This is a genomic window from Burkholderia cepacia (genome assembly GCF_001718835.1).
GTDB classification, from domain to species: domain Bacteria; phylum Pseudomonadota; class Gammaproteobacteria; order Burkholderiales; family Burkholderiaceae; genus Burkholderia; species Burkholderia cepacia_F.
Genome location: NZ_CP013443.1, coordinates 991239 through 1010815 on the forward strand (window position 1 = coordinate 991239; position 19577 = coordinate 1010815).

16 protein-coding genes and 1 tRNA gene are annotated in these 19577 nt (G+C 62.8%); 10 read left to right on the forward strand and 7 right to left on the reverse strand.

All coding sequences use genetic code 11. The annotated features are described in order from the left end of the window. The first annotated feature begins 131 nt into the window (after positions 1-131). The 3 genes from WT26_RS07975 (at position 132) to WT26_RS07985 (ending at position 3151) form a co-directional block, all read left to right on the forward strand. Positions 132-1073: a carbohydrate ABC transporter permease gene (locus WT26_RS07975; protein ID WP_069272555.1), complete on the forward strand. Its 942-nt coding sequence runs from the start codon at positions 132-134 to the stop codon at positions 1071-1073. Beyond that, on the forward strand, positions 1063-1920 hold the full coding sequence (locus WT26_RS07980; protein WP_011544828.1) for a carbohydrate ABC transporter permease: 858 nt from the start codon (positions 1063-1065) through the stop codon (positions 1918-1920). The genes WT26_RS07975 and WT26_RS07980 overlap by 11 nt, the downstream gene beginning before the upstream one ends. A 112-nt stretch (positions 1921-2032) precedes the next feature. Next, complete coding sequence (locus tag WT26_RS07985; protein WP_021163438.1) at positions 2033-3151, forward strand: ABC transporter ATP-binding protein; 1119 nt, start codon at positions 2033-2035, stop codon at positions 3149-3151. A 79-nt stretch (positions 3152-3230) separates the two neighbouring features. On the opposite strand, the gene WT26_RS37200 is transcribed toward WT26_RS07985, so the two are convergent. The 4 genes from WT26_RS37200 to trxB all read right to left on the reverse strand — a co-directional run bounded on the left by WT26_RS37200 (position 3231) and on the right by trxB (position 6197). After that, positions 3231-3575 carry a hypothetical protein gene (locus WT26_RS37200; protein WP_155123083.1) on the reverse strand — a complete coding sequence of 115 codons (345 nt, stop codon included), beginning with the start codon at positions 3573-3575 and terminating at the stop codon, positions 3231-3233. Positions 3576-3700: 125 nt separating this feature from the next. Then, positions 3701-4324 carry a trimeric intracellular cation channel family protein gene (locus WT26_RS07990; protein WP_027788121.1) on the reverse strand — a complete coding sequence of 208 codons (624 nt, stop codon included), beginning with the start codon at positions 4322-4324 and terminating at the stop codon, positions 3701-3703. After that, positions 4311-5090 (reverse strand): Smr/MutS family protein, encoded by a 780-nt coding sequence (locus WT26_RS07995; protein WP_059529482.1) that lies wholly within the window; start codon positions 5088-5090, stop codon positions 4311-4313. Before WT26_RS07995 ends, WT26_RS07990 begins: the two co-directional genes overlap by 14 nt. 144 nt (positions 5091-5234) lie before the next feature. Further along, positions 5235-6197, reverse strand: a complete 963-nt coding sequence (gene trxB / locus WT26_RS08000; protein ID WP_021163435.1) for a thioredoxin-disulfide reductase — start codon at positions 6195-6197, stop codon at positions 5235-5237. Positions 6198-6493: 296 nt separating this feature from the next. Between trxB and WT26_RS08005 the strand changes: the two genes are divergently transcribed. The 3 genes from WT26_RS08005 to WT26_RS08015 all read left to right on the forward strand — a co-directional run bounded on the left by WT26_RS08005 (position 6494) and on the right by WT26_RS08015 (position 11037). Beyond that, positions 6494-8803: a DNA translocase FtsK gene (locus WT26_RS08005; protein ID WP_069272556.1), complete on the forward strand. Its 2310-nt coding sequence runs from the start codon at positions 6494-6496 to the stop codon at positions 8801-8803. Positions 8804-8849: 46 nt separating this feature from the next. Continuing rightward, positions 8850-9539 (forward strand): outer membrane lipoprotein chaperone LolA, encoded by a 690-nt coding sequence (lolA, locus tag WT26_RS08010; protein WP_059667436.1) that lies wholly within the window; start codon positions 8850-8852, stop codon positions 9537-9539. Positions 9540-9726: 187 nt separating this feature from the next. Next, positions 9727-11037 (forward strand): replication-associated recombination protein A, encoded by a 1311-nt coding sequence (locus tag WT26_RS08015; RefSeq protein WP_059529495.1) that lies wholly within the window; start codon positions 9727-9729, stop codon positions 11035-11037. 21 nt (positions 11038-11058) lie between these two features. Here WT26_RS08015 and WT26_RS08020 read toward each other — a convergent pair whose 3' ends face one another. After that, positions 11059-11325, reverse strand: a complete 267-nt coding sequence (locus tag WT26_RS08020; RefSeq protein ID WP_059529498.1) for a DUF2164 domain-containing protein — start codon at positions 11323-11325, stop codon at positions 11059-11061. A 173-nt stretch (positions 11326-11498) separates the two neighbouring features. On the opposite strand from WT26_RS08020, the gene serS reads away from it, so the two are divergent. From serS to WT26_RS37980, 3 genes are all read left to right on the forward strand, one after another. Further along, positions 11499-12800 (forward strand): serine--tRNA ligase, encoded by a 1302-nt coding sequence (gene serS / locus WT26_RS08025; RefSeq protein ID WP_059529501.1) that lies wholly within the window; start codon positions 11499-11501, stop codon positions 12798-12800. A 136-nt stretch (positions 12801-12936) separates the two neighbouring features. Next, positions 12937-13027 (forward strand) — tRNA-Ser (locus tag WT26_RS08030). Between the two features lie 226 nt (positions 13028-13253). Further along, positions 13254-14375 (forward strand): helix-turn-helix transcriptional regulator, encoded by a 1122-nt coding sequence (locus WT26_RS37980; protein ID WP_196774787.1) that lies wholly within the window; start codon positions 13254-13256, stop codon positions 14373-14375. Positions 14376-14675: 300 nt separating this feature from the next. Here the strand turns inward: WT26_RS37980 and WT26_RS35435 are convergent, their stop codons facing one another. Further along, positions 14676-15851, reverse strand: a complete 1176-nt coding sequence (locus tag WT26_RS35435) for an inovirus-type Gp2 protein (RefSeq protein WP_080485634.1) — start codon at positions 15849-15851, stop codon at positions 14676-14678. A 127-nt stretch (positions 15852-15978) separates the two neighbouring features. Beyond that, complete coding sequence (locus WT26_RS08045; protein WP_080485635.1) at positions 15979-17001, reverse strand: IS30 family transposase; 1023 nt, start codon at positions 16999-17001, stop codon at positions 15979-15981. Positions 17002-18592: 1591 nt separating this feature from the next. Here WT26_RS08045 and WT26_RS08050 point away from each other — a divergent pair. Beyond that, complete coding sequence (locus WT26_RS08050) at positions 18593-19336, forward strand: hypothetical protein (protein ID WP_069269956.1); 744 nt, start codon at positions 18593-18595, stop codon at positions 19334-19336. The last annotated feature ends 241 nt before the right edge of the window (positions 19337-19577 follow it).

Here is a 19577-nt window from a genome sequence, read left to right on the forward strand (position 1 = left end):
CAGGCGCCCGGCCGGTAACGCTTCATCGGCCGGGCGTTTTTGCATGTGCAGCAAACGGGCTCGCCCGCGGGCCCGTGCCGTACCCGGCGCCGGCCCGGCCTGCGTCGCCCTCGTTCCAGGAGTCGAATCAAGTGGCTGCCCCTCTTAGCGGAAACGGATCCGGCGCTGCCGCCGCCGCACGGCGCACGTCGCCGATGTCGGCCTTCGCCGATCGCTGGATCCCGAAGCTCGTGCTTGCGCCGAGCGTCGCGATCGCCGTGGTGTTCATCTACGGCTTCATCCTGATTACCGGCTATCTGTCGCTGACCCGCTCGCGGCTGTTGCCGAACTACGAATTCGACGGCTTCGGCCGTTACTCGGACCTGTTCCAGAACGACGTGTGGTGGACCTCCGCCGCGAACCTCGGCTGGTTCGGGATTCCGTTCATCGCGATCTGCGTCGCGCTCGGGCTGTTCCTCGCGATCCTGCTCGACCAGCGCATCCGCAACGAAGGCGCGCTGCGCGCGATCTTCCTGTACCCGATGGCGCTGTCGTTCATCGTCACCGGCACGGCGTGGCAGTGGATCCTGAACCCGGGCCTCGGCCTCGAGAAGGTGATGCACGACTGGGGCTGGACGAGCTTCTCGTTCGGCTGGCTCGACGATCCGGACAAGGCGATCTTCTGCGTGGTGATCGCGGCCGTGTGGCAGTCGACCGGCTTCGTGATGGCGCTGTTCCTCGCGGGGCTGCGCGGCGTCGACAGCGAGATCTTCAAGGCCGCGCAGGTGGACGGCGCGACGCTGCCGACCATCTACCGCAAGATCGTGATCCCGAGCATGCGCCCGGTGTTCTTCTCGGTGCTGCTGATCCTCTGCCACATCACGATCAAGACCTTCGACCTCGTCGTCGCGCTGACGGCGGGCGGCCCGGGCACGTCGTCGTCGCTGCCGGCCATGTTCATGTACACGTTTTCGTTCAACCGCGGCCAGCTCGGGCTCGGCGCGGCGTCCTCGGTGATGATGCTCGCGACCGTGGTCGCGGTGCTGGTGCCGCTGATGTATATGGAATCGAGGAGCACCCGCAATGCAGCCTAAGATGACGATCAGCCGGGCAGTGATCTATGCGGCACTGATCCTGTTCGCGCTGTATTTCCTGTTCCCGATCTACGTGATGCTGTCGACGTCGTTCAAGGATCTCGACCAGCTGCGCACCGGCAACCTGCTGACGCCGCCCACCACCTGGACCGTCGATCCGTGGGTGAAGGCGTGGAGCGGCGCGTGTACCGGCGTGCGCTGCGACGGCATGAAGCCGTTCTTCCTGAACTCGCTGCAGATGGTGATCCCGGCCGTGCTGATCTCGTCGCTGATCGGTGCGTTCAACGGCTACGTGCTCACGCACTGGCGCTTTCGCGGCGCCGACGCGCTGTTCACGATGATGCTGGTCGGCTGCTTCATCCCGTTCCAGGTGATCCTGCTGCCGATGGCGCGCCTGCAGGGGATGCTCGGCCTCGCCAACACGATTCCGGGCCTCGTGTTCGTGCACGTGGTGTACGGGATCGCGTTCACGACGATGTTCTTCCGCAACTTCTACGTGAGCGTGCCGGCCGAGCTGGTGAAGGCCGCGCGCATCGACGGCGCCGGTTTCTTCACGATCTTCACGAAGATCCTGCTGCCGGTGTCGCTGCCGATCTTCATGGTGTGCCTGATCTGGCAGTTCACGCAGATCTGGAACGACTTCCTGTTCGGGATCGTGTTCTCCGGCGTCGATTCGATGCCGATCACGGTTGCGCTGAACAACCTCGTCAACACGTCGACGGGCGTGAAGGAGTACAACGTCGACATGGCCGGCGCGATCATCGCCGCGCTGCCGACGCTGCTCGTCTACATCGTCGCCGGCCGCTATTTCGTGCGCGGGCTGACGGCGGGCGCGGTGAAGGGGTAAGCGCGGCTTCATCCGATACGACGAACCGGCCGCGCCTCGCGCGCGGCGCATCGAAACGAACCCGACGCGGCGCCGGAGTGCGCCGCGCGAGACGAGACAGAGGATTCACAGCATGGCAAGCCTTTCCATCCGTGACGTGTACAAGACCTACCCGAACGGGGTGCCGGTCCTGAAGGGTGTCGACATCGAGATCGAGGACGGACAGTTCCTGATCCTGGTGGGCGGCTCGGGCTGCGGGAAATCGACGCTGCTCAACATGATCGCCGGGCTCGAGACGGTCACGAGCGGCGAGATCTGCATCGACGGCAAGGTCGTGAACGACCTGTCGCCGAAGGATCGCGACATCGCGATGGTGTTCCAGTCGTACGCGCTGTACCCGTCGATGACGGTGCGCGAGAACATCTCGTTCGGCCTGAACATCCGCAAGGTGCCGAAGAGCGAGCAGCAGCAGATCGTCGACCGCGTGTCGCAGATGCTGCAGATCCAGCACCTGCTCGACCGCAAGCCGGGCCAGCTGTCCGGCGGCCAGCGCCAGCGCGTCGCGATGGGCCGCGCGCTCGCCCGCGATCCGTCGCTGTTCCTGTTCGACGAGCCGTTGTCGAACCTCGACGCGAAGCTGCGCATCGAGATGCGCGCGGAAATCAAGCTGCTGCACCAGCGTCTCGGCACGACGATCGTCTACGTGACGCACGACCAGATCGAGGCGATGACGCTCGGCGACCGGATCGCGGTGATGAAGGACGGCGTGGTCCAGCAGTTCGGCGCGCCGCAGGAGATCTACGATTCGCCGTCGAACCTGTTCGTCGCGGGCTTCATCGGCGCGCCGCCGATGAACTTCATCAACGGCAAGCTGGTCGAGCAGGGCAGCGGGATCGCGCTCGAGATCGACACGGGCCTCGCGCGCAGCGCGCTGAACCTGCCGTTCGACGCGAAGCGGATGAACGGCCACGTCGGCCGCGAGGTGATCCTCGGGCTGCGTCCGGAGCGCATCACCGATGCCCGCAACGCGCACCACGGCGAGGCGTCGAAGCTGCAGCCGATCGACGTGCGCGTCGACGTGACCGAGCCGACCGGGCCGGATACTCACGTGTTCGCACAGGTGAACGGCAAGCGGATCGTGAGCCGCGTGCATCCGGCCGCGAACCCGCAGCCGGGGCAGACGCAGTCGCTGCTGTTCGACGTGTCGAAGGCGGTGCTGTTCGATCCGGCGTCGGAAGAGCGGATCGCGTAACGCGTAACGCGAATGAGCCGGGGCAGCGACGACGTGTCTTGTTACGCCTTCGAATGGGAGACGCGTCGATTGCCCGGTTTCAAGAGACACCCCCGAGTTCGACGCAGTTGTCGGGCCATTTGCGCCCGTACAGGGAGATGATGCGAGGGGGGCGTTCACAACGGCATCGGACCCAATCTCCATCCAGGGCTTGAAGCCTTCCGCCGGAAGCGAGGTCGCGCATTCGTCCATTGTCCGGAGAGCCGGGAGCCGCTTCGATCGTTCCGACGCTTTCGCAGGTGTTGCACCACGCCTGTTGTCCGAGGAACGCGATACTTCGGCGCTCGCCGTCGTCACCCGTGATCGTTCCGCATTTTCCTTCCTTGAGTACGTGGCCTCCGCTGTCCAACGGATCGCCTTCAACCACCGCATAAAGGATGCTCATGCCGCTTTCCACTCGGTTGTCATCACCGGGCGGAACGTAGCATGGGGCCATTGCGCGTCGAAAGGGATATGTAAAAGACTGTGTCCGATGGATCGCGTCAATTCCGGACAGCGGGTGGTCTGCGCTCAGTGCGGCAGCCGCACGTCGAACTTGAACGTCGCGAGCCGCGCGACGAGGATGAAGCCGGTCGCGAGCAGCACGCTGTACACCGAATCGAACTGCAGCCACACGAGCAGCAGGTAGAACCAGCAGCCGACGAACGCACAGGTCGCGTACGGCCGCGAATCGCGCAGGATCAGCGGGATGTCGTTGCACAGCACGTCGCGGATGATCCCGCCGACCACGCCGGTAATCACGCCCATCATCACCGCGATGAAGCGCGGCATCTCGGCGTCGAGCGCGATCGCCGTGCCCGAGATGCTGAAGATCCCGAGCCCGATCGCATCGGCGACGAGCAGCAACCGCTCGGCCGACAGCCGCGACAGCATGCGCAGCACGAACGGCGCGAACAGCGCGAGCACGAAGATCGCGATCACGTAGTCGTCGTGCACGACCCAGTAGAACGGACGGCGCTCGAGCAGGATGTCGCGCAGCGTGCCGCCGCCGAACGCGGTGGCGAGCGCCACGACGAACGTGCCGACCGAATCGAGACGGTTCTTGCGCGCCTCGATGAAGCCCGAGATCGCAAAGGCCAGCGTGGCGATCGCCTCCAGTACCGCGATCGCGAGCGTCAGCCTAGGATGCGGCACGCGGCCCCCGGTCGGCGGGCGCCGCGAACGGCTGCAGCAGCACCAGCACCGCGCCCGCGCCGCCGTCGTGGCCGCGCGCCTCGCAGAACGCGATCACCTCTTCCTTCTGCACGAGCCACGCGCGCACCTTGCCTTTCAGCACAGGTTCCTTGCCGATCGAGCCGAGCCCCTTGCCGTGGATCACGCGCAGGCAGCGCAGCCCTTTCTTGCCGGCTTCGCGGATGAACTCGGCGAGCGCGTCGCGCGCCTCGTCGCGCCGCATCCCGTGCAGGTCGATCTGCGCCTGCACGATCCACGCGCCGCTACGCAGCTTGCGCACGACGTCGCGGCTGATGCCGGGGCGGTGGTAATACAGCGAGTCGTCGCTGTCGAGCAGCGTCTCGGGATCGAATTCGTCGGATAGCGTCGCGTTCAGCACGGCTTCCTCGTCGCGCTGCGTCTGCTTCGGCACCGGGTCGGGCGGCGTGCGGCCGGCCGCCGCGCGCGGCGGGGCATTGAGCGGCTGGATCGCGCCGATCTCGTTGCGGAACAGGTTCGCGTCGGCTTCCGCCTTGCGCTCGGCCCTGGCCGTTTCGACGCGCTGGCGTTCGCGGCGATCGGCTTCGCCTTGCAGCGACTTGCGCAATGCGCCGAGGCCCGCGAGCCCCTGGCCGCGCAATGCGGCGGGATCGGGCGCGGGCGCCGGCGCGACGGGCGCGGGGTTCGCGGGACGGGCGGCGATCTGCCGCTTCGCGGGATCGCTCGGATGGGGCTGGTTCTTCGCCATGATTCGGGTCGCAGGGCAGGCGCGTTCGGGCGCGCGGGCAAAAAAAAGCCGCTGCACGGCGGCAGCGGCGTTCCGGTCGAGCCCGCTTCGCGGCAGCGGACGCCATTGTAGCGCCCGGCGCGAGCGGTCTAGCGGTCTCGCGGCTTACTTCTTGTCGTGCAGGCTTTCGAGGTAGCGCTGCGCGTCGAGCGCGGCCATGCAGCCCGTGCCCGCGCTGGTGATCGCCTGGCGGTACACGTTGTCCTGCACGTCGCCGGCGGCGAACACGCCCGGCACGCTCGTCGACGTCGCGTTGCCGTGCAGGCCGCTCTTCGTCAGGATGTAGCCGTCCTTCATCTCGAGCTGGCCCTGGAACAGGTCGGTGTTCGGCTTGTGGCCGATCGCGACGAACACGCCCTGCACGCTGAGGTCTTCCGTCGCGCCGGTCTTCACGTTCTTGATGCGCAGGCCCGTGACGCCAGAATCCTCGCCGGTCACTTCGTCGAGCACGTGATCCCACTTGATCACGACGGCGCCTTCCTTTTCCTTTTCCAGCAGGCGGTCGATCAGGATCGGCTCCGCGCGGAACTTGTCGCGGCGGTGGATCACCGTGACCTTCTTCGCGATGCCCGTCAGGTAGAGCGCTTCCTCGACGGCCGTGTTGCCGCCGCCGATCACCGCGACTTCCTGGCCGCGATAGAAGAAGCCGTCGCAGGTCGCGCAGGCCGACACGCCCTTGCCCATGAAGTGTTCTTCGGACGGCAGGCCGAGATACTGCGCGGACGCGCCGGTCGCGATGATCAGCGAGTCGCACGTGTATTCGCCCGAGTCGCCGATCAGGCGGATCGGCTGCTCGTGCAGCTTCGCGGTGTGGATGTGGTCGAACACGATTTCGGTGTTGAAGCGCTCGGCGTGCTCGAGGAAGCGCGCCATCAGCTCCGGACCCTGCACGCCTTTCGCGTCTGCCGGCCAGTTTTCGACGTCGGTCGTGGTCATCAGCTGGCCGCCCTGCGCGATGCCGGTGATCAGCACCGGGGACAGGTTGGCACGTGCCGCATAGACGGCAGCCGTGTAGCCGGCGGGGCCGGAACCGAGAATCAGGACTTTGGCGTGTTTGGGCGTGGACATGTGCGAATCCGTAAAAGTCGGCCGCGGCGGGCGGGGTAGGGCTCGCCGTACGATCCGGGTTGACCGGGATGCCGTCATAGATGGGTATCAGACGCGCATTATAAAGGCCCCGTTGCTGCGTTGCCGAACGAGAGTTTCAATCGCGGCGATAGCGTTCGGCGGGGCGGGGGCGACGGGGCGGTCGCCGGCCGGCGCCCATGTAACCGTCATTTACACTTGGCGGCGCGGTGCAGCGCTTACAATATGCGGGATCGAACGACAGGCGGGCGCGCAGCCCGTCCTCTTTATACGGATTCATGGCAAAAGCTCCTTATTCCGCCCAGGCACAGGCGTTGCCGCACCGGATGTCGAAGCTCCTCACGGAGATCCGCTGGATTCTCCAGGTCGCGCTCTGCGCATTTCTGGTGATGGCCCTGCTGAGCTACAGCCGGCGCGATCCGAGCTGGACGCACGCCGCCCAGGTGGACCACATCTCGAACTGGGCCGGCCGCGTCGGCGCCTGGACGGCCGACATCATCCTGCTGCTGTTCGGCCTGTCGGCCTACTGGCTGATCGTGCCGCTCGCGCGGCGCATCGCCGTCAACTACCGCCGCATCACGCGTCACGAAGCGTTGCCCGACGAGCCGGAGCGGCCGATCGGCTGGCTCACCGAAATCTTCGCGTTCGTGCTCGTCGTGCTGGCGTGCGACGGCATCGAGGCACTGCGCATGTGGTCGCTGAAGGTGCAGTTGCCGCGCGCGCCGGGCGGCGTGATCGGCGAGGCCGTCGCGGGCGCGATGTCGCATGCATTCGGCTTCACGGGCGGCACGCTGCTGCTGCTGATCGCGCTGGCGATCGGCCTGTCGCTGTATTTCCGTTTCTCGTGGCTGTCGGTCGCCGAGCGCGTCGGCGGTGCGATCCTGTCGGCCGTCAACGTCGCGAAGCTGCGCCGCGAGGCCGAGCGCGACCGCAAGCTCGGCGAGGCCGCGGCCGTGCGCCGCGAAGGCAAGGTCGAAGAGGAGCGCGTGCGCATCGAGGATCACGAGCCCGTGACGATCGTGCCGCCGGTCGTCACGCCGGCGAAGTCCGAGCGCGTCGAGCGCGAGCGCCAGGTGCCGCTCTTCACCGACCTGCCCGGCGATTCGACGCTGCCGCCGGTGTCGCTGCTCGACCCCGCGCCGAAGGCGCAGGAGGCGATTTCGGCCGATACCCTCGAATTCACGTCGCGCCTGATCGAGAAGAAGCTGAAGGACTTCGGCGTCGAGGCGAGCGTCGTGGCCGCGTATCCGGGCCCGGTCGTCACGCGCTACGAGATCGAGCCGGCCACCGGCGTGAAGGGCAGCCAGATCGTCAACCTCGCGAAGGATCTCGCGCGCTCGCTGTCGCTCGTGTCGATCCGCGTCGTCGAGACGATTCCCGGCAAGAACTACATGGCGCTCGAACTGCCGAACCAGCGCCGCCAGACGGTGCACCTGTCCGAGATCATCGGTTCCGAGGTCTACGCGGCCGCATCGTCGGCGCTCACGCTCAGCCTCGGCAAGGACATCGGCGGCAAGCCGGTGTGCGCGGATCTCGCGAAGATGCCGCACCTGCTGGTCGCCGGTACGACCGGCTCGGGCAAGTCGGTCGGGATCAACGCGATGATCCTGTCGCTGCTGTACAAGGCGACAGCCGAGCAGGTGCGCCTGATCCTGATCGATCCGAAGATGCTCGAAATGAGCGTCTACGAGGGCATTCCGCACCTGCTGTGCCCGGTCGTCACCGACATGCGCCAGGCCGGCCACGCGCTGAACTGGACGGTCGCGGAGATGGAGCGCCGCTACAAGCTGATGAGCAAGCTCGGCGTGCGCAACCTCGCGGGCTACAACAACAAGATCGACGAGGCCGCGAAGCGCGAGGAGAAACTGCCGAATCCGTTCAGCCTGACGCCGGAAGATCCCGAGCCGCTCGGCCGCCTGCCGAACATCGTCGTGGTGATCGACGAGCTGGCCGACCTGATGATGGTCGTCGGCAAGAAAGTCGAGGAACTGATTGCACGGATCGCGCAGAAGGCGCGCGCGGCCGGCATCCACCTGATCCTTGCGACGCAGCGTCCGTCGGTCGACGTGATCACGGGCCTCATCAAGGCGAACGTGCCGACCCGGATCGCGTTCCAGGTGTCGTCGAAGATCGACTCGCGCACGATTCTCGACCAGATGGGCGCGGAATCGCTGCTCGGGATGGGCGACATGCTGTACCTGCCGCCAGGCACCGGGCTGCCGGTGCGCGTGCACGGGGCGTTCGTCGCCGACGACGAAGTGCACCGCGTCGTCGAGAAGCTCAAGGAGCAGGGCGAGCCGAACTACGTCGAGGGCCTGCTCGAAGGCGGCACGGCCGACGGCGACGAGGGCTCGGCCGGCGCGGGAACCGGTGAAGGCGGCGGCGAGTCTGATCCGCTGTACGACCAGGCGGTCGAGATCGTCATCAAGAACCGCCGCGCATCGATCTCGCTCGTGCAGCGTCACCTGCGGATCGGCTACAACCGCGCGGCACGGCTGCTCGAGCAGATGGAGCAGTCGGGGCTCGTGTCGGCGATGTCGTCGAGCGGCAACCGCGAAATTCTTGTGCCGGCGCGCGACGCGGAATGAGTCCGCGGCGTTCGCCGCGCCGGCCACCCAGGGAGAAAACCGCAATATGCAGCAACATTCGTTCGCAATGTCCCTTCGTTCGACGCGGCGCTGGCTCGGCGCGGCGCTCGCCGGCGCATCGCTGATGCTCGCGGCGACGCACGCGTTCGCGGGCGGCACCGAGCAGCTGAAGGCGTTCGTGTCGCAGGTGCGTTCGGCGAAGGGCGACTTCACGCAGCAGATCGTCAAGGCGCCGGCGAAGGGCGCGAGCGCCGCGCAGGCCGCGCCGAAGCCCACCGACAATTCGAGCGGCACGTTCGTGTTCGCGCGCCCGGGCAAGTTCATCTGGACGTACCAGAAGCCGTACCAGCAGGTGCTGCAGGCCGACGGCGAGAAGCTCTACGTATACGACCGCGACCTGAACCAGGTGACCGAGCGCAAGCTGAACGGCGCGCTGGGCGCGAGCCCGGCCGCGATCCTGTTCGGCAGCAACGATCTCGACAAGAACTACACGCTGCGCGATGCCGGCGAGAAGGGCGGCATCGAGTGGCTCGAGATGCTGCCGAAGGCGCAGGACACGCAGTTCCAGCGGATCGGCATCGGTTTTCGCAACGGCACGCTCGCCGCGATGGAGCTGCACGACGTGTTCGGCAACGTCACGCTGCTGACGTTTACGAACATCCAGACGAATCCGCCGCTGAAGGGCGATACGTTCAAGTTCGTCGTGCCGAAGGGCGCCGACGTGATTACCGGCTGACCGGCGCCGCACGCCGCTTTTTCGCAACGGGCCTGCCGGCGACGGCAGGCCCGTGTTGTTTTCGGGCGCGGGCACCGGGCGCGGGCACCGGGCGTGGGCGGCAGGCACGGCGGTGCCGTCGCGCGGCTGTCATAATGTCGGGTCCGGCGGCCGGTTCGGCCGCGACCGTTTGATGGAGCGAGGGTTCATGTCCGATCTGTTTCAAGTCGAGCCGCGCCGGCCGCTCGCCGAGGCGCTGCGGCCGAAGACGCTCGCCGAGGTGATCGGCCAGACGCATTTGCTGGGCGAAGGCAAGCCGCTGCGGCTCGCGTTCGAATCGGGCAAGCCGCATTCGATGATCCTGTGGGGGCCGCCCGGCGTCGGCAAGACGACGCTCGCACGGCTTACCGCACTGGCGTTCGACTGTGAATTCATCGCGCTGTCCGCGGTGCTCGGCGGCGTGAAGGACATCCGCGAGTCGATGGAGCAGGCGAAGGACACGCTGAACCGCACCGGCCGCCACACGATCCTGTTCGTCGACGAGATCCACCGCTTCAACAAGGGGCAGCAGGACGCGTTGCTGCCGTTCGTCGAGTCGGGGCTCGTGACCTTCATTGGCGCCACGACCGAGAACCCGAGCTTCGAGGTCAATTCGGCGTTGCTGTCGCGTGCGCAGGTGTACGTGCTGAAGTCGCTGGACGACGACGAGATGCGCCAGTTGCTGAAGCGCGCACAGGAAATTGCGCTCGACGGCCTCGCGTTCGACGACAAGGCGATCGATACGCTGGTCGGCTATGCGGACGGCGATGCGCGGCGCTTCCTGAACCTGCTCGAGCAGGCGCAGACGGCGGCCACGTCGGCCGGCGTCGCGACGATCGATGCCGATTTCGTCAGCAGCGCGATGACGCTGAACGCGCGGCGCTTCGACAAGGGCGGCGACAACTTCTACGACCAGATCTCGGCGCTGCACAAGTCGGTGCGCGGTTCGAGCCCGGACGGCGCGCTGTACTGGTTCTGCCGGATGATCGACGGCGGCGCGGATCCGAAGTACCTCGCGCGGCGGATCGTGCGGATGGCGTGGGAAGACATCGGCCTCGCCGATCCGCGCGCGCTGCAGGTGGCGAACGACGCGGCCGAAACCTACGAGCGGCTTGGCTCGCCGGAAGGCGAGCTCGCGCTCGGGCAGGCGGTGATCTATCTCGCGTGCGCGGCGAAGAGCAACGCGGGCTACAACGCGTTCAACCAGGCGATGGCGTTCGTGAAGCAGGACAAGTCGCGCGAGGTGCCCGTGCACCTGCGCAACGCGCCGACCAAGCTGATGAAGGAGCTCGGCTACGGCCACGCCTATCGCTACGCGCACGACGAGCCGAATGCGTATGCGGCCGGCGAGACGTACCTGCCGGACGGGATGCGCGAGCCGCGCTGGTACCAGCCGGTGCCGCGCGGGCTCGAATCGAAGATCGCCGACAAGCTCGCGTGGCTGCGCGAACTCGACCGCGAAGCCGGCAAGAAGGATTAGCGCGCGAGCGGCCGGCCTGCGTCAGCGCTTGCGTGCCGGCTGCTTCTTCCAGTAGTCGAACGGCTCCTGGTGGCATTCGATGTCGAGTTCGGCGATACGCGTGTGCAGGCTCGACTGCGCGTCGGCGATCGCGAGGTTGTAGATCACCGGGCCGATCTCCTCGACGAAGAAATGCAGCAGCGCGCCGGCCTGGATATTGCCGATCGGCTCGTCCATGTTTTCTGTGAAATAGCGTTGCAGTGACGCGATCGCGCGGTCGCGTGTTTCCTTGTCCAGTTCGATGGCCATCGGTTCTCGGGTCCCCTGCGTGGCGGTTTGCCGGCGGGCGACATGCGGCCGGCACCGCGAGTCTGCCACGGCCGGCCGCGGCGTGTTCCGGCGTTGTCCATCCGGCCGATGCCGGCACGGGCCCGCGGTGCGTTAGAATTCCCGTCTTACACAACGATTCTCCATGTCCTCCCATGCTCGACATCCAGTTGCTGCGCAAAGACCTCGACGGCGTCGCGAAGCGCCTCGCCGATCGCGGCTACACCCTCGACATCGCCGCGTTCTCCGCTCTCGAAGCGGAACGCCGCGCGATCCAGACCCGTACCGAAGAGCTCCAGGCGCGCCGCAACAGCCTGTCGAAGCAGATCGGCGCGATGAAGGGGAAGGGCGAGGACACGTCGGCCGTGATGGCCGAGGTCGGCGGGATCGGCGACGAAATGAAGGCGGGGGAAGCCAAGCTCGGCGACATCCAGGCGCGCCTGTCCGACCTGATGCTGGGTATGCCGAACGTCGCGCACGAAAGCGTGCCGGTCGGCAAGGACGAAGCCGACAACGTCGAGGTGCGCCGCTGGGGCACGCCGCGCCAGTTCGACTTCGAGGTGAAGGATCACGTCGACGTCGGCACGCCGCTCGGCCTCGATTTCGAGACGGGCGCGAAGCTCGCCGGCGCGCGCTTCACGATGCTGCGCGGCGCGATCGCGCGCCTGCACCGCGCGCTCGCGCAGTTCATGATCGACACGCACACGCAGCAGCACGGCTATACCGAAGCCTATACGCCGTACATCGTGAACCCGGAAATCCTGTACGGCACGGGCCAGCTGCCGAAGTTCGCGGACGACATGTTCCGCGTCGAGAAGGGCGGCGAGGAGAACAAGGTCACGCAATACCTGATCTCCACGTCGGAAATCTCGCTGACGAACACCGTGCGCGAGTCGATCGTCGAAGGCTCCGCGCTGCCGATCAAGCTGACCGCGCATTCGCCGTGCTTCCGCTCGGAAGCCGGTTCGTATGGCCGCGACACGCGCGGGATGATCCGCCAGCACCAGTTCGACAAGGTCGAGATGGTGCAGGTCGTCGCGCCGGATGCGTCGTACGCGGCGCTCGACGAGATGGTCGGCCATGCGGAAGCGATCCTGCAGAAGCTCGGCCTGCCGTACCGCGTGATCACGCTGTGCACGGGCGACATGGGCTTCTCGGCCGCGAAGACGTTCGACCTCGAGGTGTGGCTGCCTGCGCAGAACACCTATCGCGAGATCTCGAGTTGCTCGAACACCGAGGCGTTCCAGGCGCGCCGGATGCAGGCGCGTTTCCGCAACGCACAGGGCAAGCCGGAACTCGTGCATACGCTCAACGGTTCGGGCCTTGCGGTCGGCCGCACGCTCGTCGCGGTGCTGGAGAACTACCAGAACGCGGATGGCTCGGTCACGGTGCCGGAAGTGCTGCGTCCGTACATGGGCGGCATCGAGCGCATCGACGCGCCGGCACAGGCGTCGTGAGCTTGCCCCGCAACCTGCTTCCGAAGGCCTCGCAAAAAAATTTGCAAAAAGGGCTTGTGAGATTCGAAGAGATCGCTCTATAATCTTTTCTTTCGCGGAAACGACCAAACGCGAAATGCAGTAAAGCAGCAAGGAAGGAGAGGTGGCAGAGTGGTCGAATGTACCTGACTCGAAATCAGGCGTACGGTTTCCCCGTACCGTGGGTTCGAATCCCACCCTCTCCGCCAAAATAAAGTAAAAATCCCCGTAAGTTCAAGGACTTACGGGGCTTTTTCTTTTTCAGCCCATCGGCAGGCCCATCAGCGGAGACATGCTTGGCTGCGCCTCCCATTTGGTTGCACGGCGTTTTTGCGGTCGGGTGGGCACGGTTTTTTGGAGGCGCTGCCGGCGGCCCCCGGTGATTGCTCGTCCCGTATACTCCCGGGAAAAGACACATCGTCCAACGGGGTCCAAGTGCAAGTCCGCGTCAAGCTTCCGTCTGATCCGCTGCTCGAATTCTGGCACTTCTGCGACGCGATCGCACAAGCGCTATGTCCGCTCGCCAAGAAGGATCTAGTGGGGATCGAATGCGTCATTGGGAAGCGGATCACCCGAGAAGTGTCGTTGGCGGCATCTACGGATCAGCGCGAGCGCTGGCCGCTTCATATGGGTCTCCAGCGGGTCTTGCTGTCCGACGATGACCGCACTCTCGATGAGATGCTTCGGGAGCCGCCCGAAGCTCCGGATGGTGACGACGAGCTTCCGTTGAATGTTGCGCCACGCCGTGAGGTGGTGGAAGTGCCGTCGATCGTTGATCTGGACGATGACGACCGGGTTGTTCTTGAGAAGCTGTTGCCGGATCTACCGACGCTTTGCTCTCCGATTTCTCCGCAGGATGAAGAGGCGTTCCTGTCTGCGTATCGCGACATTTCGGGGCGGCCTGCCTGGGTGCCAGTGTTTGTGACGGCAGCCGATATAAAGCGACATGAGCGGCAGCAGGATGATGTCCGTGACCATCATCGGCGAGCCCTTCAGACTGAATTCGCGGAAGGGCGAGTGACCGCCGTGAATGGGCACAATGCCCCGATTCCCGTGCTGACGACAGGCAGCTTCATTCCACGTGCGCAGGCGCTTGCCTATCTCGATCGGTGTGGTCTCGCGTATGGAGACGATGCCGCGGGTGTAAAGGTCCGCAGAAGTAAGCAATCGAAACAGCCAAAGCGAAAGGTCGCTTCGGCGGCTATGCCGTCGCCAGACGAATCGATACAGAGCGTTGGCGCGCCCACCCAATCGGCGGCGGGGTTGGTTGCCGGTGTGCCGGACACCTCGAAACAGCCAGTTTGCGAAGTACTCGAACAACCGTTGGACGCTCAACCGCGGCTGCGGGGTAAAGTTGCACGTCTCAAGCGTGTATGCGAGCTAACCGGCTTGAGTAGAAGCTCCATCTACAATCGCATGGACTCGCGGTCTCCCTACTACGATCCGACGTTCCCGCGTTCATTCTCGCTCGGTGCAACGGCCAATAGTGCGGTCGGGTGGAATGAAGAGGAAATACAAGCCTGGGTCACCGCTCAGGAGAGGGATAATTTTGCGTGAATAGGTCCTGGTATCGGAGGAAAGGCACCATCGCTGACGCAGCGGTTGTCGATCTTGCTCTCAGAAACTCGGAATCAGGTATCGACCGACGATTCCACTGAAATGCTCGGCGTCGATATAAAGCATTTACCCGCGTCTCTTGTTGAAGCCGAGGGCTATGTAGTTGGTCAATCCCGCGACTCGGATTGGAGCGTAATTGAATAACCGTCAGGAGCCCATTGCAGCCCACTGACGGCCATTGTTTGGAGTCGCCCGCTACACACCTCTAACGACCTGATTCAAAGGCTGCTGTGGTTCGATTTAGTTGTCCCGTTCTGCATCCATATCCGCTTCCTCGCGCGAGTTCATCGTCGTGCTGCCGGCTAGATTGCCGTCGCGCTTCGGCTTTACCCCACGCGGACGTCCCGACTTCTCCTTTTCCTTCACCTGGCTCGTACCGAATATGTGGCTGCGTTCGCCGTACTTCATCTTGAGGAACTGGTCCGCTTTCGTCATGTAACGAATGTTTTCGCGCAGCGCTTCACGTTTGGCGTCGTTGTCCCAGTTGATTTCGCCCGTACCGACACCGTGGCCGTACTTCTCGTGGAAAATCTTGTTGGCGTTGCTGTTCCAATACTGACCTTTGCCATCCGTTACCTTGACCCAGTATTCCCCGATCAGCTTCGCGATGTACACGTCGCGACACGAATCGGCCGTGTAGAAGATGAGCACGTGCAGATGCAAACCGGATTCGTCGCCTTCTTCGAGTTTCCAGATGTAATCGACAATGCCGCGCAGCAACTTGTTGGTGCGGCAATTATTGAAGAACTTCTGGCGGTATTTCTGGATTTCTTGGAACGTGATCTTCGAGCGGTGTGGCTCCTGGAAACCGAAGTGCAGCATGAGCACGAGCTGGCGCGACTTGCTCTCGAACACCTGCCGCTCGATTGCGAGCCCCTTCGACTCGTTCCGTTCCGCATTGCGCTTACGCACCCGCACACGCTCCTTGAACACAGACGAAGCGACGATCTCACTCACCTTAGCGACAACCTCGTTGAAGATTGCGCCATGCGTTTTGCCCATACTGGGCTCGCGCGTACCGGGTTCACGGAAGCGGAAGGAGTACGGATGCAGGCCTATGGCGTCCAACGCCTCGACGACCGCTTGCACGTGCGGGCTGAAGACGCAACGCTCCGACTTGGTGTGGTACATGAAGAACACCTTGAGATAATGGAAGTACTTTAACGTTTCCGTCTTCTCCTTCGGCGTAACGATCATCCTGCCGCGCTCGTTCGTCTTGATCTCGAAACCAATGCAGTTCTTGTCGAATTCGATCTCGCGCGCCATCGCCTCCATGGCGACTAGGATCGGCCTGAGCACGCCGAATCCGTCGCGTAGATATGTCTTCTCTTTGCCATCGACCGAGGCTCCTTCCGTGTTGGTCGTCCAGTCCACGTATTCGTAAATCTTGCTGAAATCGTCTTCTTCGAAAGACATGATTGATCACCTGTTAAGATTGAATTTGAAAATGCGAGTTTTTGTGTGCGGTGATGATTTTATTTAACTTCTCCTTGTTGTTTTGAATGTTGAATGAATGGTGTAATGAGGTGGGCGATCTCAAGAATCAAGTGCAACGTTTCGCTAATCCAGCGGCAGCCAATTCAATGGCCATCGCCTCTTCCGGCGTTTTCCATCCGAGGGTTTGACGAGGACGGCCATTGAGCAATTTGGCGATGTCGTTCAACTGCGTTTGCGTGACGCCCGACAGGTCCATGCCCTTGGGCAAGAACTGGCGCAGCAAACCGTTGGTGTTCTCGTTGCTGCCTCGCTGCCAAGGCGCGTATGGGTCCGCAAACCAGATATCGAGATTCAGCCGCTCGGCCAGTTCGACATGACAGGTCATTTCCGATCCACGGTCATACGTCAGGCTCTCGCGCAAGAACGCCGGCAACTTCTTCATCTGGCGCGTGAAGCCTTCGAGTGCATCCTTCGCCGTACAGCCGTCCATGCGGCACAGCACCACGAAGCGTGTCTTGCGCTCGACCAGCGTGCCCACGCAGGAGCGATTGAAGGCGCCCTTGACCAGATCGCCTTCCCAATGCCCCGGCCATTTGCGCGTTTCGATCTGCTCGGGCCGGTGAATGATGCGCAGTTCTTCCGGTACGAAGCTCTTGCGGGCAAGGGTCTTGCGCGGGTTGCCGCGCGCAGGCTTTTCCTGGCGAAGCGCCTCGATCATGGCTTGCTTCAAGCCACCACGAGGATGGGTGTAAATCGCCGCGTAGATCGTTTCGTGGCTGACGCGCTGGTCGGGGCTGTCTGGGTGCATCTCGCGAAGTCTGGCAGCAATTTGCTGCGGCGACCAGCGCCGATAGACCAGTTGATGATGCACATGCCAGTACAGCGCGCTTGCGGCAAGCAGTTTGCGCGGCCGCCGGCTTCGCTCGCGCCGCGTGCGGTAGGCCTTGGCCGCGACCGTCGCGTCATAACATCGCGCAGACTCGGCGCGGTTGCGCGCCAGTTCTCGCGTGACGGTCGATGCGCTGCGTCCGAGCAGTCGGGCGATCGCGCGCACGCTCACCTTCTTTCCGCTTTCGATCATGATCACCGCACGTTCTTCCGCGCTCAGGTGGCTGTAGCTTTTCTTCATCGCAACACCCTATCTCAATACAGGTGTTGCACTTGAAACTAGAGTCTAAGGTGTGTCAGGCTGGTCGTTGATGATGGGTGAGGTAATGTCTGTCTACTGTTGCTGCTTTCTATTACATAAGCTCCATAAATCATGCATTGCAGAAAACCAGTGATTCATGTGGTCTGTGTGAAAAAGAGATCATTTTTATCTGGCAAATTTAAATCATCCTGATATACATACTTATGACCGCTCCAAACAAGCAAGGGACGGTCTGTTCTGGACCTGTTCGGCGTCCGATAGCGATCAGCCACCTCGCTGAGCAACGGCTGACAACCGTATCGTCGCAAGTTGTGTTGCTTCGACGTAACTTGTATGTGTTCGATGTAGTTTGTGTGTTTGCTTCATCCTCTCTTGCGTTAGCGATCTGAGCGTCTCCAGTCCGAAAATAAGTCTCAGTGCAGTGGTTGAATTCGCAAGCTATACAAATTCAAGGGGTGAGGCAATCGTGAGGATAAGTATGATGAGAAATCGACGGTGTCCAATCTCGTCCAGTCCAATCCAATTAAGTTCAAACCGATCTATTTGATTTATTCTGAGATTTGTAAAAATACAACGATGTTTCGCGACCCTGACGAGCGAGGAAATCGGCAGGGGCGGGACTGGTGAGCGGTGGCTGAAAATGGGGTTTGATCGCATTGGAGTTGGTGAGGCGATGGCTGCGCGGGCGCAACGGCGCATGTCCTCGGAACGTTATAAATGGGGCTGCATTGGGTGCCGTACCTGACCGCGTAGACGGAGATTCGCGAAGACTGTCGGATGGATGTAATCGATTCAGGTGGGGTTGGCGTGCATTCTCCGTGCACTTTCCATGCACTCATCATGCGCTTGCGTGGCAAAATTGCTTCCGATTAGACGCAATGGGAGTGCAGGCGAAATGGATAAGGCAGGCAGGGTAAGCGCAGGCGGTGAGCAGCCAGAAACGCCGGTATCAGACGGTGAACTGCTTCGGCGTCTACGTGAACGCGCGGCTGATTGCCGGCAAAAGTCGATGACGGCGCGCTTGGCGGCCGTGCTGGAACCCGTCGAGGAGATTCTTCGTCGCGGATACGATCGCTCGCAGGTGCGCGAGATCCTGACCGAGACGGGGTGGAGCTTCACGCGGGACAGCTTCGATTCCGCGTTGAGCCGGCTGCGCAAAAGGCGCGCGAACCGTACTAGTGAGCAAGGTAGCGCGGATGAATCAAACTCGCGCGCAACGACCGATTCGAGTGTGATAAGAAACGGTGAGCCACGGCCTACTGCTGATAGCTTTCTGGAACGGACGGGGCCTGGCATGAGACATAGGTGGAGATAGGCGAAGGTTGGTTGCATCACCTTGATCGTCGCCGATCGTGTCTATCCTGTGCTGAGCGATTACCCCCGAAATTGCTCGGCATCCTCGAGATCTACCCCTTGGGCCGGCGGTTGTACAACCGGCCTGTTTTTTTGTTCGATTGACAGTAAATCAGGGGGGTATATTAAGCAGGGTGCGGTAATCTGCTTAACGGTAGCGTCAGCCAGCATACAGTGTGATGCGCAAGATGCTTTCGTCTATATAACTCGATGAATTATGCACAATCTCGACAAGATTCTTGAGCATTTGGGGAAATGCAAGCCCTACGCGCAGCAGAATACCCCTGCCGCGCGGCGAGCAACATTTATTGGATGGGTGCTTTTCCTGATAAGTGCCGCGGCCATACTCGCTGTCAAACTAAGTGTAACGACTCTTCCACCCAGTGGCTCGGATCGATTCATCGCAGACTCCGCCCGTATCGGGGTCGTGTTTGGCGCACTGTTGCTCTTTATCGCTTTCATTACGCAGGTCGTCGTAGATGTTCGAACAACGTTCCGTAATAGAGCCGAGTCGAATCAGAAGGCTGTTACGCAACGACAACTTGAAGTCGACGAGAATAACGTGCTATTTCTGCTTGATCAGCCCGACAAGTCACTGGCTTATGCTCAGTGCTATCTCAAGCAAATGAATTCTCGAGCTGGTGAATGGATCGCCCACCTGTTCGGAAACGCAGCGCCCCTTTTGCCACTCTTGGTCGTTCTGTTTGCTTTCTCTAGGGATCTTGGGGTGGTTCGTTGGCTTGAGAGAACATTGACGCAGGACCACCCGTCGAATCCGCTGGTACTGCGGTTGATCGTCTTTGCTATCGCCGTGGCGATTTTGATCTTTGTCTTTGCCTATGGTTTGGCTGCCGAGCAGCGGAGGAATAGCTACAGACTCGGATTGCTGGAGATGGCGATCACGCTAAAGAGCATGTCGGACAAACCGCGTCGTGGTCGGTCGAGGGGCGGCGCTCGCTAACGCACTGTGTTCGATGCAACCGCTGTCGCGCGTGCGTTAATCTGCTACCTCACAATATTCGCCGATGAACTTGTCCAATACTTCGAAACACAGACATCCGTCGTGTCCGACGCCCATGTATGCGCCGCGTTGGGCCATCCCGGCGACGCGCAATCGGTCGTCCGTAAGAGGTCCGCCGCTGTTGCCTGGGCGGATGCTGCCTGAGTTTGCGATGGTGAAACTGACCATACCGGCGTTCGGT

Bases quoted from the DNA above. Each gene is read 5' to 3' on its own strand.
- trxB (WP_021163435.1), bottom strand. From the start codon at position 6,197: ATGTCCACGCCCAAACACGCCAAAGTCCTGATTCTCGGTTCCGGCCCC.
- WT26_RS35435 (WP_080485634.1), bottom strand. From the start codon at position 15,851: ATGTCTTTCGAAGAAGACGATTTCAGCAAGATTTACGAATACGTGGAC.
- WT26_RS07995 (WP_059529482.1), bottom strand. From the start codon at position 5,090: ATGGCGAAGAACCAGCCCCATCCGAGCGATCCCGCGAAGCGGCAGATC.
- WT26_RS08045 (WP_080485635.1), bottom strand. From the start codon at position 17,001: ATGAAGAAAAGCTACAGCCACCTGAGCGCGGAAGAACGTGCGGTGATC.
- WT26_RS07985 (WP_021163438.1), top strand. From the start codon at position 2,033: ATGGCAAGCCTTTCCATCCGTGACGTGTACAAGACCTACCCGAACGGG.
- serS (WP_059529501.1), top strand. From the start codon at position 11,499: ATGCTCGACATCCAGTTGCTGCGCAAAGACCTCGACGGCGTCGCGAAG.
- lolA (WP_059667436.1), top strand. From the start codon at position 8,850: ATGCAGCAACATTCGTTCGCAATGTCCCTTCGTTCGACGCGGCGCTGG.
- WT26_RS08015 (WP_059529495.1), top strand. From the start codon at position 9,727: ATGTCCGATCTGTTTCAAGTCGAGCCGCGCCGGCCGCTCGCCGAGGCG.
- WT26_RS08005 (WP_069272556.1), top strand. From the start codon at position 6,494: ATGGCAAAAGCTCCTTATTCCGCCCAGGCACAGGCGTTGCCGCACCGG.
- WT26_RS08050 (WP_069269956.1), top strand. From the start codon at position 18,593: ATGCACAATCTCGACAAGATTCTTGAGCATTTGGGGAAATGCAAGCCC.
- WT26_RS37200 (WP_155123083.1), bottom strand. From the start codon at position 3,575: ATGAGCATCCTTTATGCGGTGGTTGAAGGCGATCCGTTGGACAGCGGA.
- WT26_RS07980 (WP_011544828.1), top strand. From the start codon at position 1,063: ATGCAGCCTAAGATGACGATCAGCCGGGCAGTGATCTATGCGGCACTG.
- WT26_RS08020 (WP_059529498.1), bottom strand. From the start codon at position 11,325: ATGGCCATCGAACTGGACAAGGAAACACGCGACCGCGCGATCGCGTCA.